General features: G+C 50.0%; 13 protein-coding genes. 5 read left to right on the plus strand and 8 right to left on the minus strand.

The window, feature by feature from the left end:
• Position 1: 1 nt before the first annotated feature.
• The 3 genes from BM123_RS12945 to BM123_RS12955 all read right to left on the minus strand — a co-directional run bounded on the left by BM123_RS12945 (position 2) and on the right by BM123_RS12955 (position 6619).
• Positions 2 to 1912: a DUF3857 domain-containing protein gene (locus tag BM123_RS12945; RefSeq protein WP_090169158.1), complete on the minus strand. Its 1911-nt coding sequence runs from the start codon at positions 1910 to 1912 to the stop codon at positions 2 to 4.
• A complete protein-coding gene (locus BM123_RS12950) occupies positions 1912 to 3882 on the minus strand; it encodes a DUF3857 and transglutaminase domain-containing protein (protein ID WP_090169160.1) in 1971 nt (656 codons plus the stop codon). Before BM123_RS12950 ends, BM123_RS12945 begins: the two co-directional genes overlap by 1 nt.
• 298 nt (positions 3883 to 4180) lie before the next feature.
• Positions 4181 to 6619: a DUF5916 domain-containing protein gene (locus BM123_RS12955; protein ID WP_090169161.1), complete on the minus strand. Its 2439-nt coding sequence runs from the start codon at positions 6617 to 6619 to the stop codon at positions 4181 to 4183.
• A 194-nt stretch (positions 6620 to 6813) separates the two neighbouring features.
• On the opposite strand from BM123_RS12955, the gene BM123_RS12960 reads away from it, so the two are divergent.
• The 5 genes from BM123_RS12960 to BM123_RS12980 all read left to right on the plus strand — a co-directional run bounded on the left by BM123_RS12960 (position 6814) and on the right by BM123_RS12980 (position 16774).
• Positions 6814 to 8019, plus strand: coding sequence for a THUMP domain-containing class I SAM-dependent RNA methyltransferase (locus tag BM123_RS12960; protein WP_406603248.1), 1206 nt, complete (start codon positions 6814 to 6816; stop codon positions 8017 to 8019).
• Positions 8020 to 8385: 366 nt separating this feature from the next.
• Complete coding sequence (locus BM123_RS12965) at positions 8386 to 11469, plus strand: SusC/RagA family TonB-linked outer membrane protein (RefSeq protein WP_090169165.1); 3084 nt, start codon at positions 8386 to 8388, stop codon at positions 11467 to 11469.
• A gap of 20 nt (positions 11470 to 11489) precedes the next feature.
• The gene (locus BM123_RS12970) at positions 11490 to 12971 is read left to right on the plus strand and encodes a RagB/SusD family nutrient uptake outer membrane protein (RefSeq protein WP_090169166.1); all 1482 of its coding nucleotides are present in this window, start codon (positions 11490 to 11492) and stop codon (positions 12969 to 12971) included.
• Between the two features lie 172 nt (positions 12972 to 13143).
• Positions 13144 to 14289, plus strand: a complete 1146-nt coding sequence (locus tag BM123_RS12975) for a glycan-binding surface protein (RefSeq protein WP_090169168.1) — start codon at positions 13144 to 13146, stop codon at positions 14287 to 14289.
• Positions 14290 to 14350: 61 nt separating this feature from the next.
• The gene (locus tag BM123_RS12980) at positions 14351 to 16774 is read left to right on the plus strand and encodes a T9SS type A sorting domain-containing protein (RefSeq protein WP_175489371.1); all 2424 of its coding nucleotides are present in this window, start codon (positions 14351 to 14353) and stop codon (positions 16772 to 16774) included.
• A 246-nt stretch (positions 16775 to 17020) separates the two neighbouring features.
• Here BM123_RS12980 and BM123_RS12985 read toward each other — a convergent pair whose 3' ends face one another.
• The 5 genes from BM123_RS12985 to BM123_RS13005 form a co-directional block, all read right to left on the minus strand.
• Positions 17021 to 17500 (minus strand): GNAT family N-acetyltransferase, encoded by a 480-nt coding sequence (locus tag BM123_RS12985; RefSeq protein WP_175489372.1) that lies wholly within the window; start codon positions 17498 to 17500, stop codon positions 17021 to 17023.
• A 50-nt stretch (positions 17501 to 17550) separates the two neighbouring features.
• On the minus strand, positions 17551 to 18321 hold the full coding sequence (locus BM123_RS12990) for a T9SS type A sorting domain-containing protein (RefSeq protein WP_090169173.1): 771 nt from the start codon (positions 18319 to 18321) through the stop codon (positions 17551 to 17553).
• Between the two features lie 172 nt (positions 18322 to 18493).
• Positions 18494 to 20071, minus strand: coding sequence for a M28 family peptidase (locus BM123_RS12995; RefSeq protein WP_090169175.1), 1578 nt, complete (start codon positions 20069 to 20071; stop codon positions 18494 to 18496).
• Between the two features lie 471 nt (positions 20072 to 20542).
• Positions 20543 to 23185, minus strand: coding sequence for a peptidase associated/transthyretin-like domain-containing protein (locus BM123_RS13000; protein WP_090169177.1), 2643 nt, complete (start codon positions 23183 to 23185; stop codon positions 20543 to 20545).
• Positions 23186 to 23190: 5 nt separating this feature from the next.
• Positions 23191 to 23940 carry a hypothetical protein gene (locus BM123_RS13005; RefSeq protein WP_139211879.1) on the minus strand — a complete coding sequence of 250 codons (750 nt, stop codon included), beginning with the start codon at positions 23938 to 23940 and terminating at the stop codon, positions 23191 to 23193.
• Between the last annotated feature and the right edge of the window lie 525 nt (positions 23941 to 24465).

Below are 24465 nucleotides of genomic sequence, written 5' to 3' on the forward strand. Positions count from 1 at the left end.
GTTAGCGGCTCTTCCGGGTTTTTATCACTATCTGCCGGCGATCTGCTTTAGCGACATCGACAAAAAACTGCCGGTAGTCTGCGTAGGCTTCAGCAGGCAGCTCAACGGGAACGAGCTTGAGTGTACGTATCCAGGTCAGCTTTCCGGGGCTGCTCTTCACTTCGGCACGGTATTCTCCGGCAGCATGCTCGAGGGTGGTCAGGGCTTCCCCCAGGCTTTCAATTTCCATCTCCTCGGGGTAGGTAAGGTTAACCGTATCAACATAAAAACGAGCAGAAAGCTGGTGGATGGGGTACCTGCGTTCCGTTAGTTTATCCGGCACATTATCGAAAGAATAGAACTTATTGATGGGGACGAACATTCGGGTACCCAGCTTACGGGAATAACGGCGAAGGTTGGTTTGGTAGGTCATTTCAACCTTAGGCTCATCAGCGGCAACGGTAAGCGAATAGTTAGTGCCGTTTACGTCAGGCAGGGTACCACGTCGGTTAAACCATTCCAGTTGTTTTGCCTGGTTGCGTTCGCTGTTGGCAAAGCCACGATACATTTCCTGGGAAGCCCCGTAGAAGCTGCCGTGCAATTTAAAGTCAGCGTTACCATCCGGCTGAATGGAAAGATCAACGGTCCGGGTGTAGCCATTGTCTGCCGGTTCGCTTTTAGGAGTTCTTACCAGTTTACCGCCATTCGGGGTTACCAGCAGAACGTTTCGGTCTTGCGTTCCTTCACTAATATATCCCGTTGGAAAATCATTACTCGTACACTCCAGGTACATGTCCTCAGATGGAACATACAATATCATATGGTTGAAGGCGGAGGTAGCAAAGTCTTCTTGCACCGGAAAAAATTGCCGTTTGCTAGAAGAAATGAGCACGTGGTAGGACTCAATTCCGATTTCATCCAGCATCGCCCCCATATAATTGCTTAACGCCTTACAATCTCCATACCGGTTAGTTTCTACATATTCTGCCGAAAATGGCTGAAAGCCCCCAATACCCAGCTGCACCCCAACGTACCGAGTTCTGCCCTGAAGCAGTCGATAAAGCGCGTCGATCTTTTCCTTGTCCGTAGGGAGGCCAGCAGTTGTTTCCTTTACCAGGGCTTGTAGTTGTGGAGGAAGTTCAGAACGCCCTTCGACCAGCTGCCACATGAATTCCCCGAAGCTCTCCCAGCTCTGCATATCCCCTTTGTATTCTCCCGTATCGAAATTGCGAAGAACCGTCCGCAAATAAGGAAGTGTTTGACTCATGGGCGGCGCAAGAGCTTCCGATTTCCGGGCGGGCATATTTTCGGCCAGCCAGCGATAGACCCGTCGGCCATTTTCTGTAGCTGTTTCAGGGTCGGGCAATTCATTTGAACGAAAGAGGAGTTCATTATCCATTGGTACCCGAGCGGTAAAGGAAGATGACATTACGGACTGATTGTATCCCATCGGAAGCCATTGCGGAAACTCAAAGACGCCGAAATTTTTCAGCTTCTTCTCATACTCGAAGGCTACTGTATAAGGATAGCTCAAATGCGTGAGTGTTGTCGTCTGTACCCGGGAATCTGTGTAAAACTGTCCGCCACTAATGGCGCTCACGTCTTCAATTTCTGATTTTTTCGCGGAACGAACTTTGTCCCCCATCGCATCATACAGCGTAGCTTTAAAGCTGGTGATCTTCGAATCTTCGTCATAGAAGACAACGAACTGATTTTCCCGGTCGTGGTCATCATTCAGGATTGTAATCACCTTCCGTTCGTAGATCGTTGCCGTATTTGCCGATAGTACGGTGTAAACTATTTCGTGGCTGCGAACAACTGAACCGGCGTTCTCCTTTAGTTCGTCGGGGATGGCCAGAACGGACATATTGAGGTCTTGCCCCATAAGCGCAGATCCGGCCAAAAGGATTAATAAGGCTATTAGATTTTTCATTATTTAGCGCGCTTTAATACAATGGTAGACTCCTGCAACTCGATAATTCGCTTGAACATCGTACGCAAAGCGCCGTATTCTGAAGCCTCGTAAACCGTCCGGTCAATGCTCACGGTAAAGTTGATCGAGATGGTTTTATCCTCTTTTTCCGTAGCAGCGAAAGTGCAGCTCATGGTGCCATCTTCGGAGCGTAACCGGATGGATTCCGGCAATTCTTCCACAGCATAGCCTTCGGGAACAGAGATTGTGGTGATGTAGCGCTTTATCCAGGGGTAGGCAAAGTCTACCGGATACAAGCGGTATTCTGCATCCGCCAGCTCATTATGCAGCACGGGGCTTAAAATGGGTTGTACGTACAGATAATCATCCATCGCCTGCCCCATGGGGACCTTAAGTTTAAAATCCATCGAAAGCGGGCCGCTCTTCACTTTTTCTTCTTTTACCAAATGGTTGATGACTTCCGCTTCGGGGAAGCTTTCCATCATATTTTCCACGATGGGTAGCTCCGCGTCTTCTTCCATCTCCTGTATGCGGTTCCGGCCGTTGAAGGCATAGTAGCTGGACATACGGCTTTGAACATCAACATCCGCCATCCCTTCCTCGTCCAGCGCTACATTGGCCATAATGGTTTGCGTGGCCCTGGGTACATCAATGCTGATCCAGTGTGGGTTGTCGGGGTTGGCCACAAATACCCGGTGATTGAGTGCTGCAACCCGGGGCAGGCCCGGCGGGCGGTTCAGGTCGTTAGGGTCCAGAATAATGTCATTGCCGTCTACCGTAGCGAGTACCATCAGGTGGTCAAACTGGCTGATTAGCGGGTAAAGCTCCAGAGGGGAACCATAATTCCGCAGAGGTACCAGAATTGGCTGTGACTCAATGCCCGCATCCCGGAGTAAGGCCAGTAGCAGCATACTGATTTCACCGCTGGTCCCCTCTGCGGCATCGTATACTTTGTTGGGGGTCCGCTCGGAAGTCCAGCTGTAGCTCCCGTTCCAGGATATTTTACCGGCGACGAAGTCATACAGTAGTTTGGCCTTATCCGTTTCGGTGCTTGCTTCGGCCAGGTAAGGCTCTACGGCTTTCCAGACTTTACCAGAATTTCCTTTATTGCGGTAGGCTTTGCCGAATTGGGCCCAACCGTCCATTTTCGTTGTCGTGTCTTTCCAGTCGGAGAATACTTTGTATACCGGCCGACCAGGATATTGAACCGTCTGTAACTGCAGGCGTACCTGCGGAATATAATCGCTGAAATTATTAACGTAGGGCTGTTCCTTATAGGCCGGTAAATCTTTATACGCCCACTTGATAACCGAGTGCTTAATTTTTTCACTGCCATAGAGCCGGTTGGCCGTGCTTACGTTACTAACGGTATAATTACTGGCATTTCCCAGGCTAACGTAGTTAAAATAATAGGGGATAGAAGCGTTGTACTCTGCCCAACGAACAGGAATACTTTCCTGAAAATAATACCGGCTGGGAACCGTAATCCCTTTATCCGTTTTCAGATAGGTATATTCGATGACAGCCCCTTCTGCTACATTGGGGAAAGTAAAGCGCCAGATATCCCGGTCATCGTCATAGCGTTCACGAATAAAGTCCTTACCGCTTAGTTTGAGAACTCCTCCTTCAGGCAGGTGAATAAAGGCCCTGAGCTGAGAAATTTTTTCGGACTCTCTATAATAGCTTAACTCCACGTCTGCCCGGTCAAACGCTGACTCGCGAAACAGTTTTACCCGTCGATGTCGATACTCATGTAACATCGGCGCACCATCAGGGTCCTGCTTAATCTGCATATCCATCAAATCATACAGCACGTAGGCATCAGCCGTGGAATCTCCGGGAGCTTCAGTGAGCCGGCGATCTTCTACCGATATTTTGCCAAGTTTGATTTTTTCCGGTGATTCTTGCGAGTAGGCAAAGGAGGTGACCGTAAACAGGGCCGTCAATAAAACAGAGAGGCGGAAGAACATTGAAAGGTAGTTATAGGGTGGTTTATGGCTTATACAACCAGCGAAAAAGCTGATAAATAAGCTATTCAGTACAGAGGTAAAGTTAATAAAACCAAAGAATACGGAGACCACTAATTACCACGTGCGTATCACCACACTAATATGTATTTGCCGCCGTTCACTCGAAAAGCGAACTTGCCACAAGTCTATATTCAGGGCACAGATGCAGGTGCAATGAGCGTACTGTAATAGCAGAGGGAAGCTCTTTACATTGCTCTTAAAAAAGCGCTCTTTGCACCTGCAGTCGTGCCTTACCTTATTATTTCACCAGGCTCGCATAATCCAGCCAGTACACCATTTTCAGGGAGATAGAGCTATTGCGTGGCGTATCTTGCCAGAGGTCATTAAAGCTTTTGCCATAGCCCTCCGCTCGGGTCAGATCGAAGTCCGTAACGTTGGATTTGTAGATAAAAAAGATATCGCTACCCGGCGCAAAGCGCCAGCGATAAATCAGGTCAACGTTGAAAGCATCAAAATCCTGGTCGTGGTTATTTTCGTAATCCGTATACTTTAAATTTCCTTCTTCTCCTAAGAGAAAAAAGTCGTTGTAGCTAACACCTGACCAGTAGTGGCGCACCCGCAAATTAAGCGTCATATTGGCCGTAAAACTATACTTTCCGGAAAAGCCCGCTTCCACACTCGTTACGTCTCGCTGCCCCATGAAAACATCCGTCCGTTGCCCACCGTCCGGCAGCTCCACCTGCTGGCGATTGACGTAGCCTACCTCATTTTTTTCTCTCCCGCGGAAAGTAAATGCATTGAGGCTCAAGCGGTCACTCAACCGCCAACGGGCATTGATATTCATGTACAAATCAGAGCGGTCAGCTCCGAAATATCCATTTGTATTCGCGTTCATGCTCAGCCGTACCGCCTTACGGCTGTCGGTTCCGATCCAACCGCCCAAATTGCGAAAGCCCGGATTGCGAAGGACCCGGCCGGGGACTCTGGGTTCGAAGTAGTCATATTGGTCCGAAAGGCTCATTTCTGACCAAAAATTCACGTTCCAGAAGTGCTTCGTCTGCCCGTACACCCATACTTCAGCAAGCGATTCGGTAAACTCATTGGTATAAAGAGATTCATAAGCGGAACTAAAGCCCGTTCCTCCATTCAGGAAATACCCGTTTAGAAAGGGCTCGCGATGGTTGTAGCTAAGTTGGCCACTGAATCTTCGGGAATTATTGGAAAAGAGGATGCCTAAATCATTGGGATCGTAGGTGTCACTCTCTTCGCCAGCGAATAGAGACCAGGTCCAGTTGCCGGAAATTTTCCGCAGACTTAATTCTGCTACATGTCCTCTCGAAGTTTCTTCCGGCAGGAATCGCTGGCTTAAGCCCAGCTTCCCCCTGATGGCATACTTGTTGGCATTATTATGAATATCAAAGAGGAGACCCGTTACGTTCGCATCCGTTGCTTCTCCTTCCCGCATTACGTTGGTATTGATCAGCGTTAGTGAGGAGTTGTTCTTCAAATTTTGATCAACTACGGCTACGTTATAGTTCGTCAGCGGGTTGGTTAACACCCTGCGCTCCTCCCCTTCCAGATTCCGGATGGTGGCGTAATTAGCTTGTTCTACAGCATTGAAAAAACCAATGCCCGTGCCACCTGCCGTCCGGCCACTGATTTTTGTCGCGTTGTATAATTTCGCTCGCTGGGGATTATCCACTACGGTTTCCCCTTCCAGTATTTCTCTACCCGGGGCACCGGCAAAATGGTTGCGACCACCTACACGCCGGCTATAGAAAAAGCCGCCTTTATTGAAAAGCTCGGTGCCTTCAGTAAAAAAGGCCCGCTGCTCATCAAAGCGTTGTTCGAAGGGGCCGAGGTTGAGTACCTGGTCGTCGCTACGCGCCTCCCCGAAGTCCGGGATCAGGGTCATATCCAGGGTGAAGGCATCACTCAGGCCTACCTTGAGGTCCATGCCCCCCGTAATGCTGCTTCCCGTTGCGGCCTGACCGGCCTCAGCTTGCCGGGACTTAAGCCCATAGGCCGCCAGAAAGGGTGTTGCCTGAATGCGAACGGGCGCCTTCACATTGCGAATCCCCGTCAGTTTTCCACACTGATTAAGATAGCCGTCAATGTTGGGGTCAATCTCTGTCCAAAAGCTTTTCTCGCGGTTCCGCTGAACGTTACGAACAAAATTAATCGTCCATTCCTGCTCGTTCGTTTTCGGGAAACGGATGGCAGAATAGGGAATGAAGTATTCTACCGACCAGCCGTTGGCCAGCCGGGCAGATTTGCTGACCCATACTGCGTCCCAGTTAGAATCTTCCCCCTGAGTTGAGTATTGAGAGTCAAACTGAACATCCGCAGGCGTTGTCAGAAACGCAAAGCCATTCTGGCCACTGTTGTAGGGATCAAGGGAGATGGCAAACCAATCCGTGTTACCCAGATCATCCCGCTCAGTGAGCTCTGCCAGAATACTGTCCGGGCTGGCGTCATAAAGCATAGCACTAACGTAAAAACCCCGATCGTTGTACAAAACCCGTACCTCTGTTTTCTGTGCGGGTTTGACCCCCGGAACGGGCTGTAGATTGGTGAAGTCTGCCCCGATCGGAGCCGCCTGCCAGGCAGCTTCATCAATGATACCATCGATCTTGATGGCCTCATCGGTACGGACAGCCTCCAGGCTTGGTTTCTCCTGGGCAAAGACCATGAGTGAGTAGAAAAAAGAGAAAAGGAAGGCAATAGAAAATTTCATAAGTCGGGGCTAAGAATAGAATAGTGTGGTGACAGGAAGGACGCTTCGATAAAGCCATGGTTGCATCCACGAAAGCTATATTCAAGGTAGCTGACGGCTTTCCGGACTATCAATCGGTGAAATGATTATGTCTGTCGGCAAATTAGGACCTACCTTGCAGCGAATCACCAACTGCAAAGCCTGCAGAGTTGATTTTGACAAGCGTTAATATCTTTTTACAAAAACCACCACCCATCGAACATTTTGCCATAACCACCATGGCCGGCCTTGAGGACCTGCTGGTAGAAGAATTGAAAGCCATTGGTGCCGAAGACATCCAGCCCGGCCTGCGGGTCGTCAACTGTAAAGGGGACAAAACCTTCCGGTACCGGGCCAACCTTGAGCTACGTACCGGCATTCGTGTATTGGTGCAAATGGGGCAGTTCCGGGCGAACAATGAACAGACGATGTACAACCGCCTGCGGGACATCGACTGGAGCCCCTGGCTAAAAAAAGATGGGAACCTTTGGATTGATGCTTCCAGCCAATCCGACCGATACAGTAACAGTGTATATCTGTCTCAGCTTTTCAAGGACGCCATTGTGGATCAGTTCCGGGATAAAACCGGAGAACGCCCCAGTGTGAGTAAGGAGGACGCGGATATGACCTTTTACCTGCACGTTGGCCGGGACAATACCGTGACGGTAAGCCTGAACAGCTCCGGAGACAGTCTGCACCGGCGGGGCTACCGCCGCCGGACGGGCGGCGCGCCCATCAACGAAGTACTCGCCGCAGGCTTATTGGGCCTGACCGGCTATGACGGAAGCGTTCCTTTCGTAGACCCCATGTGTGGTTCCGGGACGATAGTAGCCGAGGCTGCCATGATTGCCACCCGCCAGGCCCCGGGCCTGCGGCGGGAATTTGGTTTCCAGCGCTGGCCAGACTTTGACGCCGGGCTATGGTCTTCCGTCCGCCAGGATGCCCTGAACCGAATTCAGAAGCCCGAGCACCCCATCGTTGGATCTGACATCGACGAGCTAACACTCAATCTGGCAAAAATATCGCTGGAACGCGCCGGCTTACTCCGGCACGTTGAACTCCGTAATGCAGACTTCGCTGACCTGCAGGCACCGCGCCCGGTAAAAGAGGAAGATGGTGGTTTGCTGGTCACTAACCCTCCCTATGAGGTAAGATTGAAAACAGGAGACATCACCACTTTTTACGCTCAAATCGGAGATACGCTCAAGCAAAACTGGAAAGGATATACCGCCTGGATCATTTCGGGCAATCAGGATGCGGTGAAATCTGTTGGCCTTCGTACCAGCCGGAAAATCCCGATGATGAACGGCCCGATTGAAGTCCGCTTCTGTCGTTATGATTTGTATGAAGGGACGAAGAAGGAGAAGAAGAAAGAGGAGTAGACAGCTTTCCGATACAGCCTCCTGAAATTAATTACAAGACTGAAATAAATTGAGTTCTCCGCAGTAGTCGAGGGAGAAGCCTATTCCTATGTCTTGTCCTCAAAGTCTTAGTTGTTCAAAATCGTCTGTTTTAGGAAACAGAGTCAAATTCCACGAAAAAAATTTCATTTTTTTTGCGTTTTTTCCTCAATCGATTGCAGATGAACAACCATGCGGGTTTTCCTTGAAAAGCGCATAAAATAAGGCCTCCGGGTGGATTGAAGCAGTAGAATCAGCAGATAATTTTCCTTATCTTGGCTATAGATCATACAAAGCCATCTTTTAAATCGCTTTTCGAAGCGAACACGCATTCATCTATTGTCGACCATGAAGCAAGCATGCCTGCTCGGTGCTGCCTTATTACTGGTACTCACTGTTCCTTCTACCCTTTCTGCCCTTAATGTTCCGGAAGGTCCTCCATCTTCTGTTCGCACAATAACGGGTCAGGTAACCGACGCTGAGACCAACGAAGCCCTCATTGGGGTTAACATACTGGTTAAAGGATCCACTAGTGGTGGCATTACCGATTTTGACGGTAATTATTCCATTACGGCGGAGACGGGAGATGTCCTGATATTCAGTTACCTCAGTTATATCTCTGCTGAATACAAGATCAGTAATCAGGGTGTACTCAACGTCAAACTTGAGCCTGATGCCCAGCAGCTCGACGAAGTTGTAGTGGTAGGTTACGGTACAACGAAACGATCAGACGTAACGGGCTCTTTAAGTAGCATTACTTCAGAAGAGCTACGGGAAGTTCCCGTTACTGGCCTGGATCAGGCCATTCTGGGTAGGGCTGCGGGTGTACAGGTAACCCAAAATTCAGGCGCCCCCGGTGGAGGTGTCTCTATCCGGGTTCGTGGCATTGGCTCTACGCTAACTGCGGAGCCACTATACGTTATTGATGGTATCCCCGTTGTCAATGACAACAGCGTGAGCCGATCACAGTATGACGGTGTAGAAGGCAACGTTCAGGCTTCTAATACGCTGAACACCATTAACCCAAACGACATTGAATCCATTGAGATCCTCAAGGATGCTTCTGCCACCGCTATTTATGGTGCCCGCGGTGCAAACGGTGTCGTGTTAATTACTACTAAACGAGGAAAAGCCGGGCGAAGTAAAGTAAGTCTGGAGTCTTACGTAGGCACGCAGAAACTTGATCGTCAGGTAGACGTGCTTAATCTAAGAGAATACGCGGCCTATTATAACAGCAATAACTTCAATGCCATCGAAGAGTTTCAGGATCTGGACCTGCTGGGAGAAGGCACCAACTGGCAGGAAGAGATCTTCCGCCGGGCATTCAATTATAACACCCAGCTTACCCTGTCCGGAGGTGGAGAACGGACTCAATTTGCTGTATCCGGTGGTTTCAACCGTAACGAAGGCATCGTGATTGGCTCCGCATTTGAGCGCTTTAGCGGTAAGATTAATCTCGACCACCAGATCAATGACCGCGTCAGGCTGGGTAACAGCCTGTTGGTGGCCCGCACTAAAGAAGACATTACGCTACAGGACAACAGTCGCGGGGTGGTTTATACCGCCCTGCTTTTTGTCCCTGCAGCACCCGTCCGGAATGCTGATGGGAGCTTTGCCGCTCCGCAGGATGAAATTGAGCTCAACTTCATCAATCCGGTAAGCCGCGCACTGGAGACCTCGGACATTAACCGCAAGACCCGCCTGCTGGCAAACTTTTACTTTGAAGCTGATCTTCTCCCCTTCCTGACTTACCGGACGGAATTCGGCACCGACCTCCTTTTTGCGGGCCAGCAAACCTTCCAGCCCGCCTACGAGCGCGGGCAGATCAGCCAGCGTTCCAGCCTCCAGGTTTCCAAAAACGAAAACCGATTCTGGATCAACAAGCACTTGCTGACCTTAAAGAAAACCTTTGCGGACAAGCACAACATCAACCTGCTGGCGGGCTTCGAGGCCCAGGAAGGAGGCTATGAGTTCCTTTTCGCCAGCCGCAACGACCTGCCCAACAACACGAACCTGGCCATTAACCTGGGGGATGCCGGACAGCAGAACAATGGCGGGGGTTCGGGTGACTTTGCCCTGGTTTCCTATTTCGGACGGGCGAATTACTCCTTTAGTGACCGCTACCAGCTAACGGCGACGGTCCGGGCTGACGGCTCCAGTCGTTTCGGGGCAAACAATCGCTACGGAGTATTCCCTTCGGCAGCTTTCGCCTGGCGGCTAAGCAACGAAAGCTTCCTGGCTAATTGGGAAAAGCTGGATAATCTTAAGTTTCGCGTTGGTTACGGAGCAGTGGGTAATCAGGAAATCGGTTTCTACAGCTTCACCTCTAACGTAGGCGCCGTTACGGCCGTACAGGGAGACCAGATCATTACAGCTTTCGCCCCCAGCAACATCCCTAATCCCGATGTAAAGTGGGAGAGTTCTTTCCAGACCAACTTCGGCATTGACCTCGGGCTGTTCAACAACCGGATTGAGATCATTGCAGATTATTACAGCCGCCGGGCAGATGGCAACCTCTTACCGGCCCTGCTTCCCGCCACTACGGGCGGTTTAAGTGCCCCCATCGTAAACGTAGGAGAGATCGTAAACAATGGTTTTGAACTCACTCTGAACACCCAAAACACAACGGGCAAATTTGACTGGAGTACTTCCTTCAACTTTAGCCGGTCCACCAACGAAGTAACTAACCTGGGCTCCAACGGCAGCCTGGTGGCTACCGTTGAAGGACTACCCGTTACCCGGACGGAAGTAGGCCAACCAATTGGTCAGTTCTATGGCTTCGTCGTCGACGGTATCTTTCAGGAACCCAATGATGTGACCGAAGCTCCTTTTCAATCCATTGACACCCGGGCGGGCGACATTAAGTTCAAAGACCTCAATAATGACGGTATTATTAATGCTGAGGATCAAACCTTTATCGGTAATCCACTGCCCGACTTTACCGCCAACATTTCTAATCGGATCAGTTATAAAGGCTTCGACCTGAGCTTTTTGTTTCAGGGCGTTTTTGGCAATGACATCCTGAACATGGTTCGCCGCCGCACCGAAAGCTTCGAAGGCTTCGGCAACCAGTCCACCACCATTCTCGATCGTTACACGCCAGCTAACCCCAGCAACACCATCCCGCGCGCTATTGCTGCTGACCCCAATGCGAATACCCGGATTTCCACCCGCTTCATCGAAGATGGTAGCTTCATCCGCCTTAAGAACCTCTCCCTCGGGTACCGGCTACCGCAGAACGTCATTAAGCGCTTGAATATGGAGAACCTGCGGTTTTATGTCTCAGGCCAAAACCTGATCACCTTTACTGACTATACGGGTTACGACCCTGAAGTAGGCTCTTTCAACCAAAACCCCCTGATTAACAACGTAGACAATGGGCGCTACCCTATTTCCCGCGCCATCACTTTCGGGCTGAACGCCAATTTTTAAACTTTAAAGTCGTGCAAAAAATGAAACTGTCCAAAATCTCGCGTGCTGCGTCCACGCTGTTTATATCGGCTATTCTACTCGCTTCCTGTGGAGAAGAATTTCTGGATCGCCAGCCCATCGACCAGATATCTACTGAGTCCTTTTACCGGACGGAGGCGGATATGGAGTCTGCTTTGCTGGCGGCCTACACCGCCATCCAGTCTCAACAGTATTTCGGCGAAGGTTGGCGCATTGATGAAGTACCCAGTGACGATTCCCGGCAAAATTTCGGCTCGGCCATTGACAACTTCAGCGTTACCGCCGGAGCCGGAGAAGTCCTCAACTACTGGACCGGGCGCTACCGCCTGATCACACTTGCCAACGTAGTGATTGATAAAGCCCCGAATGCTGAAATCAGTGAAGAAGTAATGAACCGCGTGATCGGCGAAGCCCGTTTCCTGCGCGCAATTGCCTACTATGACCTGGTTCGCATCTTCGGCGACGTGCCATTGGTTACGATCCCGCCTGGTTTAGAGCAGGACCTGCTGCTGCCCCGCAGCCCGGTGAGTGAGGTGTACGACCTGATCAAAGAAGACCTCGCCAATGCGGCCAGCTTTTTGCCCGCTGAACGCGACAATGGCCGGGCTACCAGCGGTGCCGCCAAATCTTACCTGGCCAGTGTGCACCTTACCCTGCGGGAATATGAATCGGCACGGGACCTGGCCCTGGACGTAATCAATTCCGGGGTTTATGAGTTAATGCCGGATTACGGAGATCTCTGGGTAAGAGAAACGGCAGACAATAACCGGGAATCCGTTTTTGAAGTCCAGTTCGCTGGCTGCGAAAGCTGGGGCACGGGAAATATGCGCCAGGCCTTCTTCGCCCCCTGGAACCAGGGCATCACGAAAGGAACCGATGGTTGGGGATCACTTGTTCCTACTGACCCGAGAGAAGACAACCCCAATACGACGGCCACGGACATTTGGGAAGAAGGTGATCAACGCCGGTACTGGTCGATGATGGAGCCCGGAAATTATTACCCTACGCTCAACCCCGGGGACGGCGGTTATCAATATCCTGACGATGGAGCCGGAGGCGCCAGCAGCAACATCAAAAAGTACGTCATCGGTGGTGGAAGTGATGTATGCTTCATGAGTACCTCACAGAACGGTAGCATGATGCGCTACTCCGAAGTAATCCTGATCTACGCGGAGGCAATCGTAGCTCTGAGCAGTGGTTTATCGCTCAATCAAAGCGTCGTTGACCTTGTTAACGGTCTCCGCACCAGAGCCGGCGTAGAGCCGCTTGAATTTCTGGATCAGGAGATTATTGAATTAGAACGCCGTCGGGAGTTCATGTTTGAGTCCAAGCGCTGGTTCGATATTCTGCGCAAAGGAGAAGCTGAAGCTGTGATGTTGTTGCGCCTTCACGGACGAACGCTGGACGAAACAAAATTACTCTTCCCGATCCCGGCCAGTGAACTGGAGATCAACCCGAATCTGACTCAGAATCCAGGCTACTAATGTTCATTCACTGCCTGACACTGTGAATGGTCAGCAGGGCGCAGCCGCAGGTGCAGGGGGAGGTTTTTTAAAAGCAGAGATTGAAAGCTTTTCTCTCCCCTGCTCCCCAATCCCCCCACTGCACCTGCGGCCGCGCCCTACGCTACTTTTTATCTCTACCCAATCTACCTTCATGTTTTTACTCAAGTCTTTCCCTTCCTGGCCTCTCTGTTTCCTGCTGCTCATAGGCATCTTGGGGCTGAGCAGCTGTGACGACAAGCCCGACCCGCCCCAGTTCATTTCGATTGAGCCTGAACGGGGGGAATCGAAAACCCTGGTGGTTATGAAGGGCGAAAACCTGGCCAATATCAAAGAGCTTCTCTTTAATGATGAGCTTATTCCCTTCAACACCGCTTATAATTCCGACGTAGCCCTCCTGTTCCGTGTTCCTACGGACATTTCGCTGGGAGAAAAGGTGGTCACCGTCCGGACGGACGGAGGTTCTTTCACCACCAACTTTCTCGTTACCGAAAAAGCCCCCATTGTCATTCGGCTATCTCCCCGGATTGCGAACGAAGGCGACCTCATCACGCTGATCGGGGAGAATTTCTTCGCTCCCCTCGACGTGACCTTCAAGACCGGCGAGTTCGTAGACGGAGCCTTCAATGACAGCATCTCAGCAGAAATCGTCTATGAGTCGCTCGACAGCCTCATCGTCAGAGTTCCCGAAGGCGCCAAAACCGGGTTCATCCGCGTTGACGCCAATGGCGGCAGTGCGCAGACCAACGTTACTTTCCAGATTTTTGAGCGGAAGCTCATTTCTGATTTTGACGGCAATGGTATAGTGGCCAATGATGAATTCAGCTTCCGTGGTTTCACCGACCAGGGAAATGGAGCTCCTTATATCCGAAGCAGTCTGCCGGCTCCGCTGGAGGGCAACTTTCTGCAACTCAGCGGGACGGATGCCCTGGGCACCGTCTGGCTCGGCGGGGCTGAGTCTCCGGGCGGAGACATGGTGGATTCCTTTGGCATCACTACTGACGTCAGTTCCACTTTCCTCGAGATGGACGTCAACAGTAACGGTCGTACAAATACCTGGTTGCTGCTCGTATTACGGGAACAAAACGGTAGCACTTCAGACTTTACTGCCCGCATTCAGCTTAACGACGAAGGCTGGACCCACGTAAGCATTCCCCTCGTCCGCTTCAAAGATGCAGCAGGGTTTGTGGTTGATCCCCAGAAGGTAAATCAGATCAAATTTCACCTTGAAGACCGGGACGACACCGACCAAAGAATTGAGGCGAACATCGACAATGTCGAATTCGCCGAACGCATATAAATTAATATGGCCGCGCGTTCCGGACCGACTTATCATTCAGCTCTTACATCAACTAATTACTATGAAAAAGCTTCTACTTATCTGCAGTCTTGCCTTCTTTTCGATGGCTCTGGCAGCACAGCCACTTTTCGTCGATGAATTCGACGACGGAACGGTAACTCCCGACACGGATAAATTTGACATCTCCGAGCTCAATGGCGAAATGATCGTCGCTGGCAACGGCACTAATGGTGCCTGGGATGGCGTCTGGTATCAACTCCCTCAAAATTTCGACCTTACGGCCAGCCCTAAGTTGTACGTTCGCGCTAAGACCTCCGTACTGGGAACCAGCCTGCGGATGGATCTTGCCGATGGAACTAACTTCACGAGTGTAGCCCCCATTACCCAGACGCTGACCGATGAGTACCGCGTATTGGAGTACGACTTTTCCACCGTAGATGTGGGAGAGATTGACCTGACCTCGATCACCGCTATTTTCTTCTTTATTGACGGTGGAGTAGGCGGTTTTACCGGCCAGGTTGCTTTTGACTACTTCGCCCTGGGCGAAGAGCCGGAAGGAACGATTATGTCCGACATTTACCAGGACCATATGGACACCGACTCTTCCCTGACAAGTTTCACCAACGACGTACCGGGTTACACCCGAATCCGGACGGAAGATGACAACGGCGACAGCACCGTCGTCACCATAGTTGGTGACGGTACGGCAGGCCCCTGGACCCCGCACGTTTACGCCCTGCGTCCAGCTCCGGAATTCATCCAAACCTCCATTGATATTACCGACAACCCGAAGTTTTACATCAAGGCTCGTACTTCGGTTCCTGGAACTTCTTTCCGGATAGATGCTCAGGACAACGACAACATCGCATCCATCGGTCTTGCAGTAACGCGCATCCTTACGGAAGAATGGGCGGTATACGAGTACGATATGACTGGTGCCTTTCAGAATTTCGAGAATGATGCCTGCCCTGATGCCATGGCGAACCCCTGTGACGTAGACCTGGAAGCGATCAAGGAAATGCTCATCTTCATCAATGGTGGTACCGGGCAGTTTGCCGGCACGATTGATATTGACTGGATCAGCTTCGGTGTAAACCTCGATGGTGAAGGCCCACAGGCACTGCTTATGTATCAGGATGAATTCAGCAACGATCAACTCACCTTTACGGGCGAAGCACCCGGGGTGGCGGTCAGTGAAGTTGATGGCGCACTAACCCTTACCGGTGACGGTAGCTCAGGGCAATTCGCAGCAGTTACCTACAATTTCCACGAAGCGACGGATGATCAGGACACGGCCTACGTAGAGCGTACCGTTGATTTCTCCGCTGAAGCAGGCCAGGGCAAAGTATTCATCCGTGCCCGGACAAACGGAGAGGCGCACCCCATGAGAATTGACCTGGTGGATAGCTCAGGGCTGGCCACTAACCTCGTGGGTCTGACCAAACGAATCACCAGTGAGTGGAGCGTTATCACCTACGATTTCACCGGTAATTACGGAGACGCTGGCTACGGTGGTGCAGAAGGCTGTACACCTGAAGACCCTTGCCTCATCGATGAAACTCAAGTGAGCTCGCTTTTCTTTTATGTCCGCCCCGGAGAAGGACTCTTTGACGGTCAGATTGAAATCGACTGGGTTAGTGTTGGCCAACCACTGGAAGAACAGATGGAAACGGCCGTCGGGGTAGTGAACTATAGCGACACCCTGGTGGGTGCCGGAGAATTTTTTAGTGGAGCTCCTGGTGGAATTACCTACAACGTATCTGAAGAAGGCTTCTTCACCATGACGGGGGATGGTTCCTCTCCTACCTATCAGCAAATTCGTTACCAGTTGCGGGATGATGCAGGAAACGCAAACAAGGCCGACGCTGCGGGCTCCGGAGACAAGCTCTACATCCGTGCTCGCATCCGGAATGCAGACAGTGCTCCCTTGCGCATTGATCTGGCCGATGAGGCTGGCTTCGAAAGCACTAATGCCGGAGCAGCCAACGTCATTACCGGAGCAGAATTTGCCACTTACGAGTACGACTACGCAGGCCGCTACGAAGACGGTGGATACGGAGGTACCAGCTGTGCGGAAGCAGCCGCTCCCTGTGATGTTGACGCGCAGCGGGTAACGGAGATCGTCTTCTACCCTGCCCCGGACAATGGCGCCTTTTCTGGTGACATTGATATCAACTGGATTAGTTTCGGCCAGGAGATCAGCGTTAATGTGAGCAACTTTGCAGAACTCGACAAACTGATGGTCTTCCCGAATCCGGCTACTGATGAGCTCGGTGTAGAATACAACCTGCCCGCCAGCAGTCAGGTAAGCGTAAGCCTGTTTGACGGTCTTGGCCGTCGGGTATTGGTTCGCGACTTTGGCCTGCGCGCCGCCGGAAACAACTTCAACCGCCTTAACGTGCAAGAGTTACCAACCGGGACTTACCACCTGCAGGTAACGGTTAATGGTCAGCCCGTTCGGGCACAGACCATCCTTAAGCGGTAAACCATTTTAGAAATGAAACGATCGTTGACCCTGGTGGCCGGCGCTCGTTTCATCTTTTAAGCTAGTTATTTGACATCAGCATTCCAGGCCGTGAGGTTTGGGGTGCTGTTTTTTTGCGGCCTGTCGCTAAGCAATGGTTTTATGGGGTTTCTTCGTGGAAGTTTCTCCTATATGAGCACAAGCACTTTGGCGAGCGCTGACCGCAGGTGCAAGGGAAGGATTACCGGAGCACGCACCCAAAGCAGCCTACACCGGGTGACGCTCCTTTTCAATAGCGTACACCACCAGACTGCCCCGCCGGGAATGTTCCTTCATCCCATTCGCCATCATAACCCGGGCGGAAGCGATGTTTTCTTCTTTGCAGTCGCCGTAGATGAGATCAACATTAAGGGTGTCAAAACCAAATTCCAGCACGCTGGCCACGGCCTCCGTCGTCAGGCCCTGATTACGAAAAGGCTCCCCTGTCCAATAGGCTAGCTGGGCATGAGGGTTAACTTTATCAAGAAGATGCAGGCTAATCTCCCCGATCAGCTCCTGGCGGTCTTTGTGGATCATCGCAAAGATGAAGCCCGTTTTAGCGTTGAAAGCTTTCAGGACGGCCCCAATGCGGAAAGCGGCATCAGGCTCGCGATAGGGATAGGGAATGTTCACGATATTCCCCCCCACGGCAGGGTCGTTGGCATAACGGACCAGGGCCGGCAGGTCTTCGACTGCAAGCTTTCTCAACGTGAGTCGTTCGGTACGTAATTGCGGAAAAACAAGCATAAACAAATGTACTACCGCCTCACCATTATCGGCTTAACAATGCTTTGCCTCCCTGCATGAATACTAAGCCAGTAAAAACCATTAGGGATAGAATCCGGAAGACGCATTTCTCCATTCAGTAGTTCGCCCGACCAAAAGACCCGCCCCAATTGATCATACAGTTGCACCGGTGGTGATATCTCTCCAAATGGCAGGCCCGTTACCCAAATCCGGTAACTGGCCGGATTAGGAAAAACCCGTACCCCGGAAGCCTTGACCCTAGCGTTTTGACTACTAACGGAACGTCCCGGATAGGTAACAGAGCCACTTGTCACAACAGCATCCGTTTCGTTTAAGGAATAAGTTGTAGTCACGTTAGGGAAATTGGGGTTAAACCAAATTTCGGTCCCTCCCGGAAGCTCTTTAATAATTCTAAAAGTAATGAAAAAGGCCAGAGAATCCTTCTCCGCCTGAATGATATTAATACCACCTAACGATGGCGTCATCAACACCCTAAGCTGTCTTTCTCTGATAACGTTATAAAGAGTAGAGCCTGCTTCTAAGAGCGTCGGAGAAAATGTAATGGTGTCAAATTTCAGGTAAGCGGAGTCCCAAAGAATACTCAATTGCATGCTTACTGATGAGTCCGGCCAATCGATGTAAACGGGCACATCGACAAAAGAATCATTCTCTCCCACTACCAAATCTGGAATGGTAAAACGCTGGGCAGAGAGCGGATTACTACTTCCCAAAAAGAAGATTATTTGAACAAGAAGGATTGCTTTCAGGCTAATGAAATTCATGGATGGGTGTTTATTTTCAGGGCAAATAGACCAAGGCTAAAGATGCTAAGCAAAAAGGTCGTGTTCTTAATAAAAACGACCGGCCAAAGCTTATTCCAAAATGTGCTAAAAATGGATAGCACGCCTGGAAGTTACTTTGGCCGGTCGCTACTGGAAGCAACTTAGGCCGGGCTTACTTCCCGCCAGAAGCGGTAGGCTTGGCTAACTCGTGCGCCTTCCGTGGTAGCATCTCGTCCCGCATGGCCGTATGCATTACGAAGGAAGCAATGATGGTCGCTGCCTGGGCAAGATCGTCTCCGGAGAGATGATCGAAGTTATCCATGTTGGAGTGGTGCGTACGGGCGAAGTAGGCCATCGGCTCCTGAATGAACTGAAAACCGGGGATGCCCACCGCGTCAAAGGTCAGGTGATCCGTACCGCCAGTATTGCCGAGGCTGACCGTATTGGCGTCCAGGTCTTTGAATGGCTGCAGCCAGGCGCGGAAGATCGGTGCAACGGCTTCGTTGCCCTGCAGGTAGATGCCACGCACTTTTCCCGTTCCGTTGTCCAGGTTGTAGTAAGCAGAGATTTTCTCCTGCTCCGGCTTCAGGCTCTGGGGCGTGTAGGTACCGGGAGCAAATTCTGCGAAGTGATCTTTGGCGTATCCGCGCGAGCCGAGGAGGCCCTGCTCTTCTCCCGTCCAGAGGGCGAGGCGGAGTGTCCGGCGGGGTTTCACCCCGCTTTCTTTGATGGTCTCCAGCAGGATACGGGCCGCTTCCATCATTACCGTGGAGCCGGCTCCATTATCCGTTGCACCGGTAGCCGTGTGCCAGGAGTCGAAGTGAGCACCGAACATGACGACTTCGTCCTTCAGGTCCGTACCGGGGATTTCGGCGATGATGTTGTGCTCCATCTCGTCCGGATTAGTGTAGGTGGCTGCCAGGTCAACGGTCAGCTTGACCTCAACACCGCGCTGGAGGTTACGCAGGATGCGGTTATAGTGCTCAACGGCTACGGTGAATTGTGGAACGACGGCTTTGTCCTTGTCCCGGGACCGACCCTCAGCCGTACGCGCTCCGGAGACGAATACCGTGCCGTGGTCGCCCTTGTAGCTGCGGTCAAGAATTGCCAGCGGCTGCTCGTCTTCCATCATTTTCCAAAGCGCAGTACGGAAACTCCGGGCGTTCAGGTTGTAGTTGCGGCGTGGGCGGGGCGTTGGCACTGGCGCATTGGCCAGCCCGAGCAAACTCTCCGCGTCGTGGCGCTTAGCGTTGGGTTCCCAGATTTCTTTCACTTCGCGAATGGTGTCCAGCAGGATAAACTTACCCTTGAGTTTACCTTTGAATTTAGCGAGGTCTTCCTCAGTAGAGGCATCCATGTAAACAACCTCGCCGGTTCCCTTTACGGAAGGAGACCAGGCTTTAGGGTAAGCAATGACCGGCCAGTAGCCTGGTGCATTGGCGTGCATCTCGAAGTTAGACATCTCCCAGCCGCGGCCGAAGGGGCCCCAGCTTTCGAGGTGAACATTCTTCATGCCCCAGTCTTTGAGCTCTTTTTCGGCCCAGCTGGTGGCTTTGTCCAGCATGGGTGAACCGGTGAGGCGCGGCCCGTAGACGTCGGTCATCCAGCCAGCAATTTCCAGGGCCTTGCTCTGGTCAAGGCCATGCTTACGGATGATGGTATTGAGGTCTTCGTTGACGGCCTCCTGGGCGGTTACCTGGCTGAAGCAGGCGGTGATCAGGAGGGTAAATAACAGGAATTGGTTTTTCATTGTGTTTTTTTAGGTACATTGATTGAGGCGAGAGACCCGAGCGAAGGTGCTCTCCTACCGCACAAAGTAATGATTTTGAGTGATGATCATTGTGTGACTTCCCTCCGATTGAGGAGGAGGTGGCTGCACGACAAAATTTAGTGCGCGCATAATAGCGAGAAGGAGCAGAGGAAAAAGAGGAGCGCTATATGATGGGTTTTTCGGCAGAGCGGTCGCGGTGCAACTTTTATTTTATAACCACCAAGTTGCGCTAAGGTTATCACACAGGTCTAAGGAGGCTTTTGCGCAGGGCTTAGCTTCTAATCCCACTCCTGACTGGCCGGATGTGCGAAGATGATTGCTGCGCAGCTGTTGATCATTGATTTGCACTAATTGTTTGTCGGAAGGCTTCAGGAGTGAATTTGAATTTACAATTTTCCGGGGACTTAAGTCTTGTTCTATTAATTAAATATTCCATTACTAAGGACCAAACTACCGGTGTACGTACCACTTTAAGCCAAGCAGTAATCTACCGGGGAGAACACGTACCGTACGGGTTTCGAAATAATTTTGACTGATCGTTGAATAAGCCCGAGTATCAGCATTCAGGTTAAACAGGTCTACTGCCTGGAGAACAAGCTCTACGTTTCTGAAAACCTTTTTACGTGTATACTTTACATCGAACTGGAAATAAGTATTCGTTTCAGTTCCATAATCGTTGTACCTCAAATTATTGTAAATCGCTAATACACTTCCGGGACGTACGTACCTGACACCAATCTGAGGTACAATCGTAATACTCTCATTTGAAAAGCCATCAACAACTTTTCTGTTTTGATAAAAGGCCTCCGTCCTTATGTCCATAAGAAAGCTACCGATATCTTTAAAAGTCACCCCGCCACTGAGTGAGATAAACCTGTCAGATAGGGCTGTATCGTCTAGTTGAAAAGAAGAGCTGTTTATAAATAGCTTAAGTTGAAAAGAAGACGCTCGGTTGTTTTTGTAAAAAAACAAGTCACCGACACACTCATTATTTATTTCTGCGTAGGAGAAAGTAGTTACCTGGAAGCGATCAAATTGCCGGGTAACAGGCCGGGGAGCCTGATAAGCGGGACTGTACGCAAATTTGAGATTAAATAGTGCCCCTCCTCCTAAAGAAGCCGTTATTGGTTTAAAAAAGGAGAGAGCAAGGGTCTTTTTTAATGTCGGACGAATAGATGTAATACCTCCAGACGAAAGCTCTACCTGACTTTGCTGTAGTGCCAGGGTATTGGTTTGCTCCAAATTGGGTAGTTGAATTCCTACCTGATAGCTGGTTGAAACGTGGAGACTTCTGCTCAACTTATAGAGAAAAAAAAAGCCCGGGTCAATACGAAAACCGCTGGCCTTTTGCTGTGCTGTAGCCGTTTGATAGGTCTGGACATTAGCTCTCAGACTGTATCGAATTTTCTGATGGTCCATCCGCGCACGTAGCCATAAAGAATTAGCAGCGAGAGACCACCTGCTCTGTCCCGAAAATGGTCGTTGGTCCGCAGCAGCCGTTACCACCTCTAAATCGTCCTGATAAACCAGAGAAGCGGCATCGGCCTCCACTAATAATTCACCAAATTTTCGACTCAGCCGCAGGTGATTTTCCATGCTGGCACCTTGGTATTCGGACTGCTGCAGGGATAAAAACTGAGACTGGCCAGCCAGAAACTCACTAGGTAGCGCGATAGAATCGTTACTCTGTATTGTTTGCGCCTTGTCGAACCGATCCACACTCCCTCGTCCAAACACGGACAACCACCAGCCAGAAGAATAATTCCACTTAAGCTGATAGAAAGGGCGCAGATTGATGTGGTTGTTCGATTCTTGTTGACGGTTATTGAACTGGCTACCGGTTAATAACAAGCTTTCTGTCTGACTCAATCGCTGACGGTCTGTGTTTAGAGGAAGGCGCACTTCTAGTTCACCGTACTTGCCTAAAGTAGCAGCAAAGTCCATTTTAGCATTGATGGCTACTTTACCGGGCATGCCCACTCCCCGTACGTTCAGTTGGGTGCCTTGTTGAAAATAATTTCGGACTCCCTCTTGCTCCGTTACGCCATCTGTGTGCTCGAATTTGATATGTGCATTCAGTCGCCGATCCCCACTCGCAGGTTTGGCTTCATAATATAGTTGGAACTGCTGCTGCCTGGTAGATTGCCCTTCAGGTATAGGTAGGTTACGGCTAAAGTTGGATTCAAAGGGCCTGAGCCAGACATACTGCCGACTAAACAATCCCTCTCTTACTAAGTCTTCCAGCCCCCCGTCATCACCCTTCCGTATTTCCTGATCATTTTGTAAGCCAGCTACCTCAACACGCCAACCTCGACCAGGGCCCACATTCAGATAGCTACCCCCCAAATGATAAACGCGGTTGTAGCCCCCAATCGCCCGAAGGCTCAATTGTCCCGTGTTTTGGCTTTCCTTTCGCAAGCTGATACTTAATACTCTTTGGGTATTACTGCTATCCGGGTTTATCCGTCCTAATGGAGTATAGTTCTCTACTATCTGTATACCATCTATGTAATCATAGAAAATACCATCTGTCAGTTTTTTCTGGTCTTCCCCGGAAAGGTTGAGGTTATCGATCAACACCAAATCAATGGACTTTCCCTCAAATTTGTAGCGATTCGCCTGAAGCTCTAATCCCGGTACAGACTCCAGTATATCCGTAACGGACTGTTCATGGCCCCTTTCAAGACGCTCGTAATCAATTTGCGTTGTATCTCCCCTACGCTGTAAAATGACCGCCCGGTCAATTACTGAAATTTCATCTAAATCAACCGATAAGGGCACAAGGGTATCCGGGCCAAGCGTCAAGGCACCTCCTTCAGCGCAGTTGAGCTCATACACCGTATCCTGGTAACCTAGCTGTGATAAGCGAATGGCAAACTTCCCCGCCGGAACCTGATCAAATCGATACTGCCCCCTTTCATCAGAGACCTTGAAGCCTAACAATCGTACTTTAGTACTGTCCAAAGCCTGAACCGTTACTCTGCCATCCCTGCTACCTCCTAAATGAGCCATGCCCTCCACCATGCAAGTCTGAGCAAAACAAGGAATAGTGAGGCTCAAAACAAGGAAAACACAGACGACCAACCAATTCATCACCTCTACTTGGGAAATACAAGCCAAACACCGGAAGGGGCATTCTTATCGACAATTATTGCCTCATCAGGCCCCATATCTTTACGCTCTTCAATTGTGCGAAATACGCTTGCCCTATCGTCTGGGTCAGAATGTTCAAGTGAAGGCACCTCAAAGCCAAAATCACCCGTGGATACATCTATTGCCTTTATTTCATAATCCTGATTTCTGTATAACAATACCATGCCTGGAGCAGGAGCCCCTTCATCGAAAGGGCCATCTATATAAGGAATTTCGGTGGTCACCCACGCTTCACTACCCTTACAACTAACCGATTTTTGACATTTGAATCCTGCAACAACCCTGTATTCAGGTTCGAGCGTAAAACGGCATGTTTTTTCCTGACCGATAATATTTAACTTACCAGATATTCCGTACCCATCAATCATCTGCCCAGTCCTGTATAAAAAAGTTCCGTCACTAAAGTTTTTGTAGGAAACTTCCGATGTATATCTGCCTTTATAAGTCCCTGTTTTGCTTACGTATTTGAGCATCAGACTGTCATATGAAAACCTTGACTTATCACCAGATAAAACCAGGCTGTACCTTTTTGCCAGAATAGAGAAGTCAGGAATAGGATTTAGTTCTTCATACGGAAGATCCCCTAATACACCTTGTTTCATTTCGTATACAATCTTGACATCCTGAGCATATAGTACACTATGCGCAACTCCTGCAGTAAGCAACATACACGTTAGAAAAAATTTGCTTAACATATTTTTTTTGGATTTAATTTTGAGTTAAAAACCACTCAATTTGATTTTTAAGACAAAAAAAATATTCGTGATTTTCTATAAATTATGATGGCTTTTTTGAGCCTCATCAATGTTACAGCTCGTGTAAAATTAGTACAATAGATTGCAAGCTACCTATAAGAAGGCAACCGTCAAAATATTTACATTTTGAATTAGAAATAAATTACCAATTCACAGCCATTACCATAGAGCTATGACAACTTAAAAACAATACGGAAGTGAAGTCCGTTACTCTGGTTCATTTCAGAAGTCAAATAACGCACTTACTTCCGTATTTCGAAGTATTTAACTCAAAATCTCACTAAGAAGGACATTAAATCTCTATAGTAGCCTGATTGAGAAATCAATACAACTAGCAATCCTTACCACTAGTGACGGTACCACCATCATCTATAAGAATAAAGCAGTCTGCACCATCTTCGTATTCAGTCCTAGTGCATTCTTTACTCTCTCCTTTCCCTGTACAAACCTTGATTGTTGACATAG

Source organism: Neolewinella agarilytica (genome assembly GCF_900110645.1).
Lineage (GTDB): Bacteria > Bacteroidota > Bacteroidia > Chitinophagales > Saprospiraceae > Neolewinella > Neolewinella agarilytica.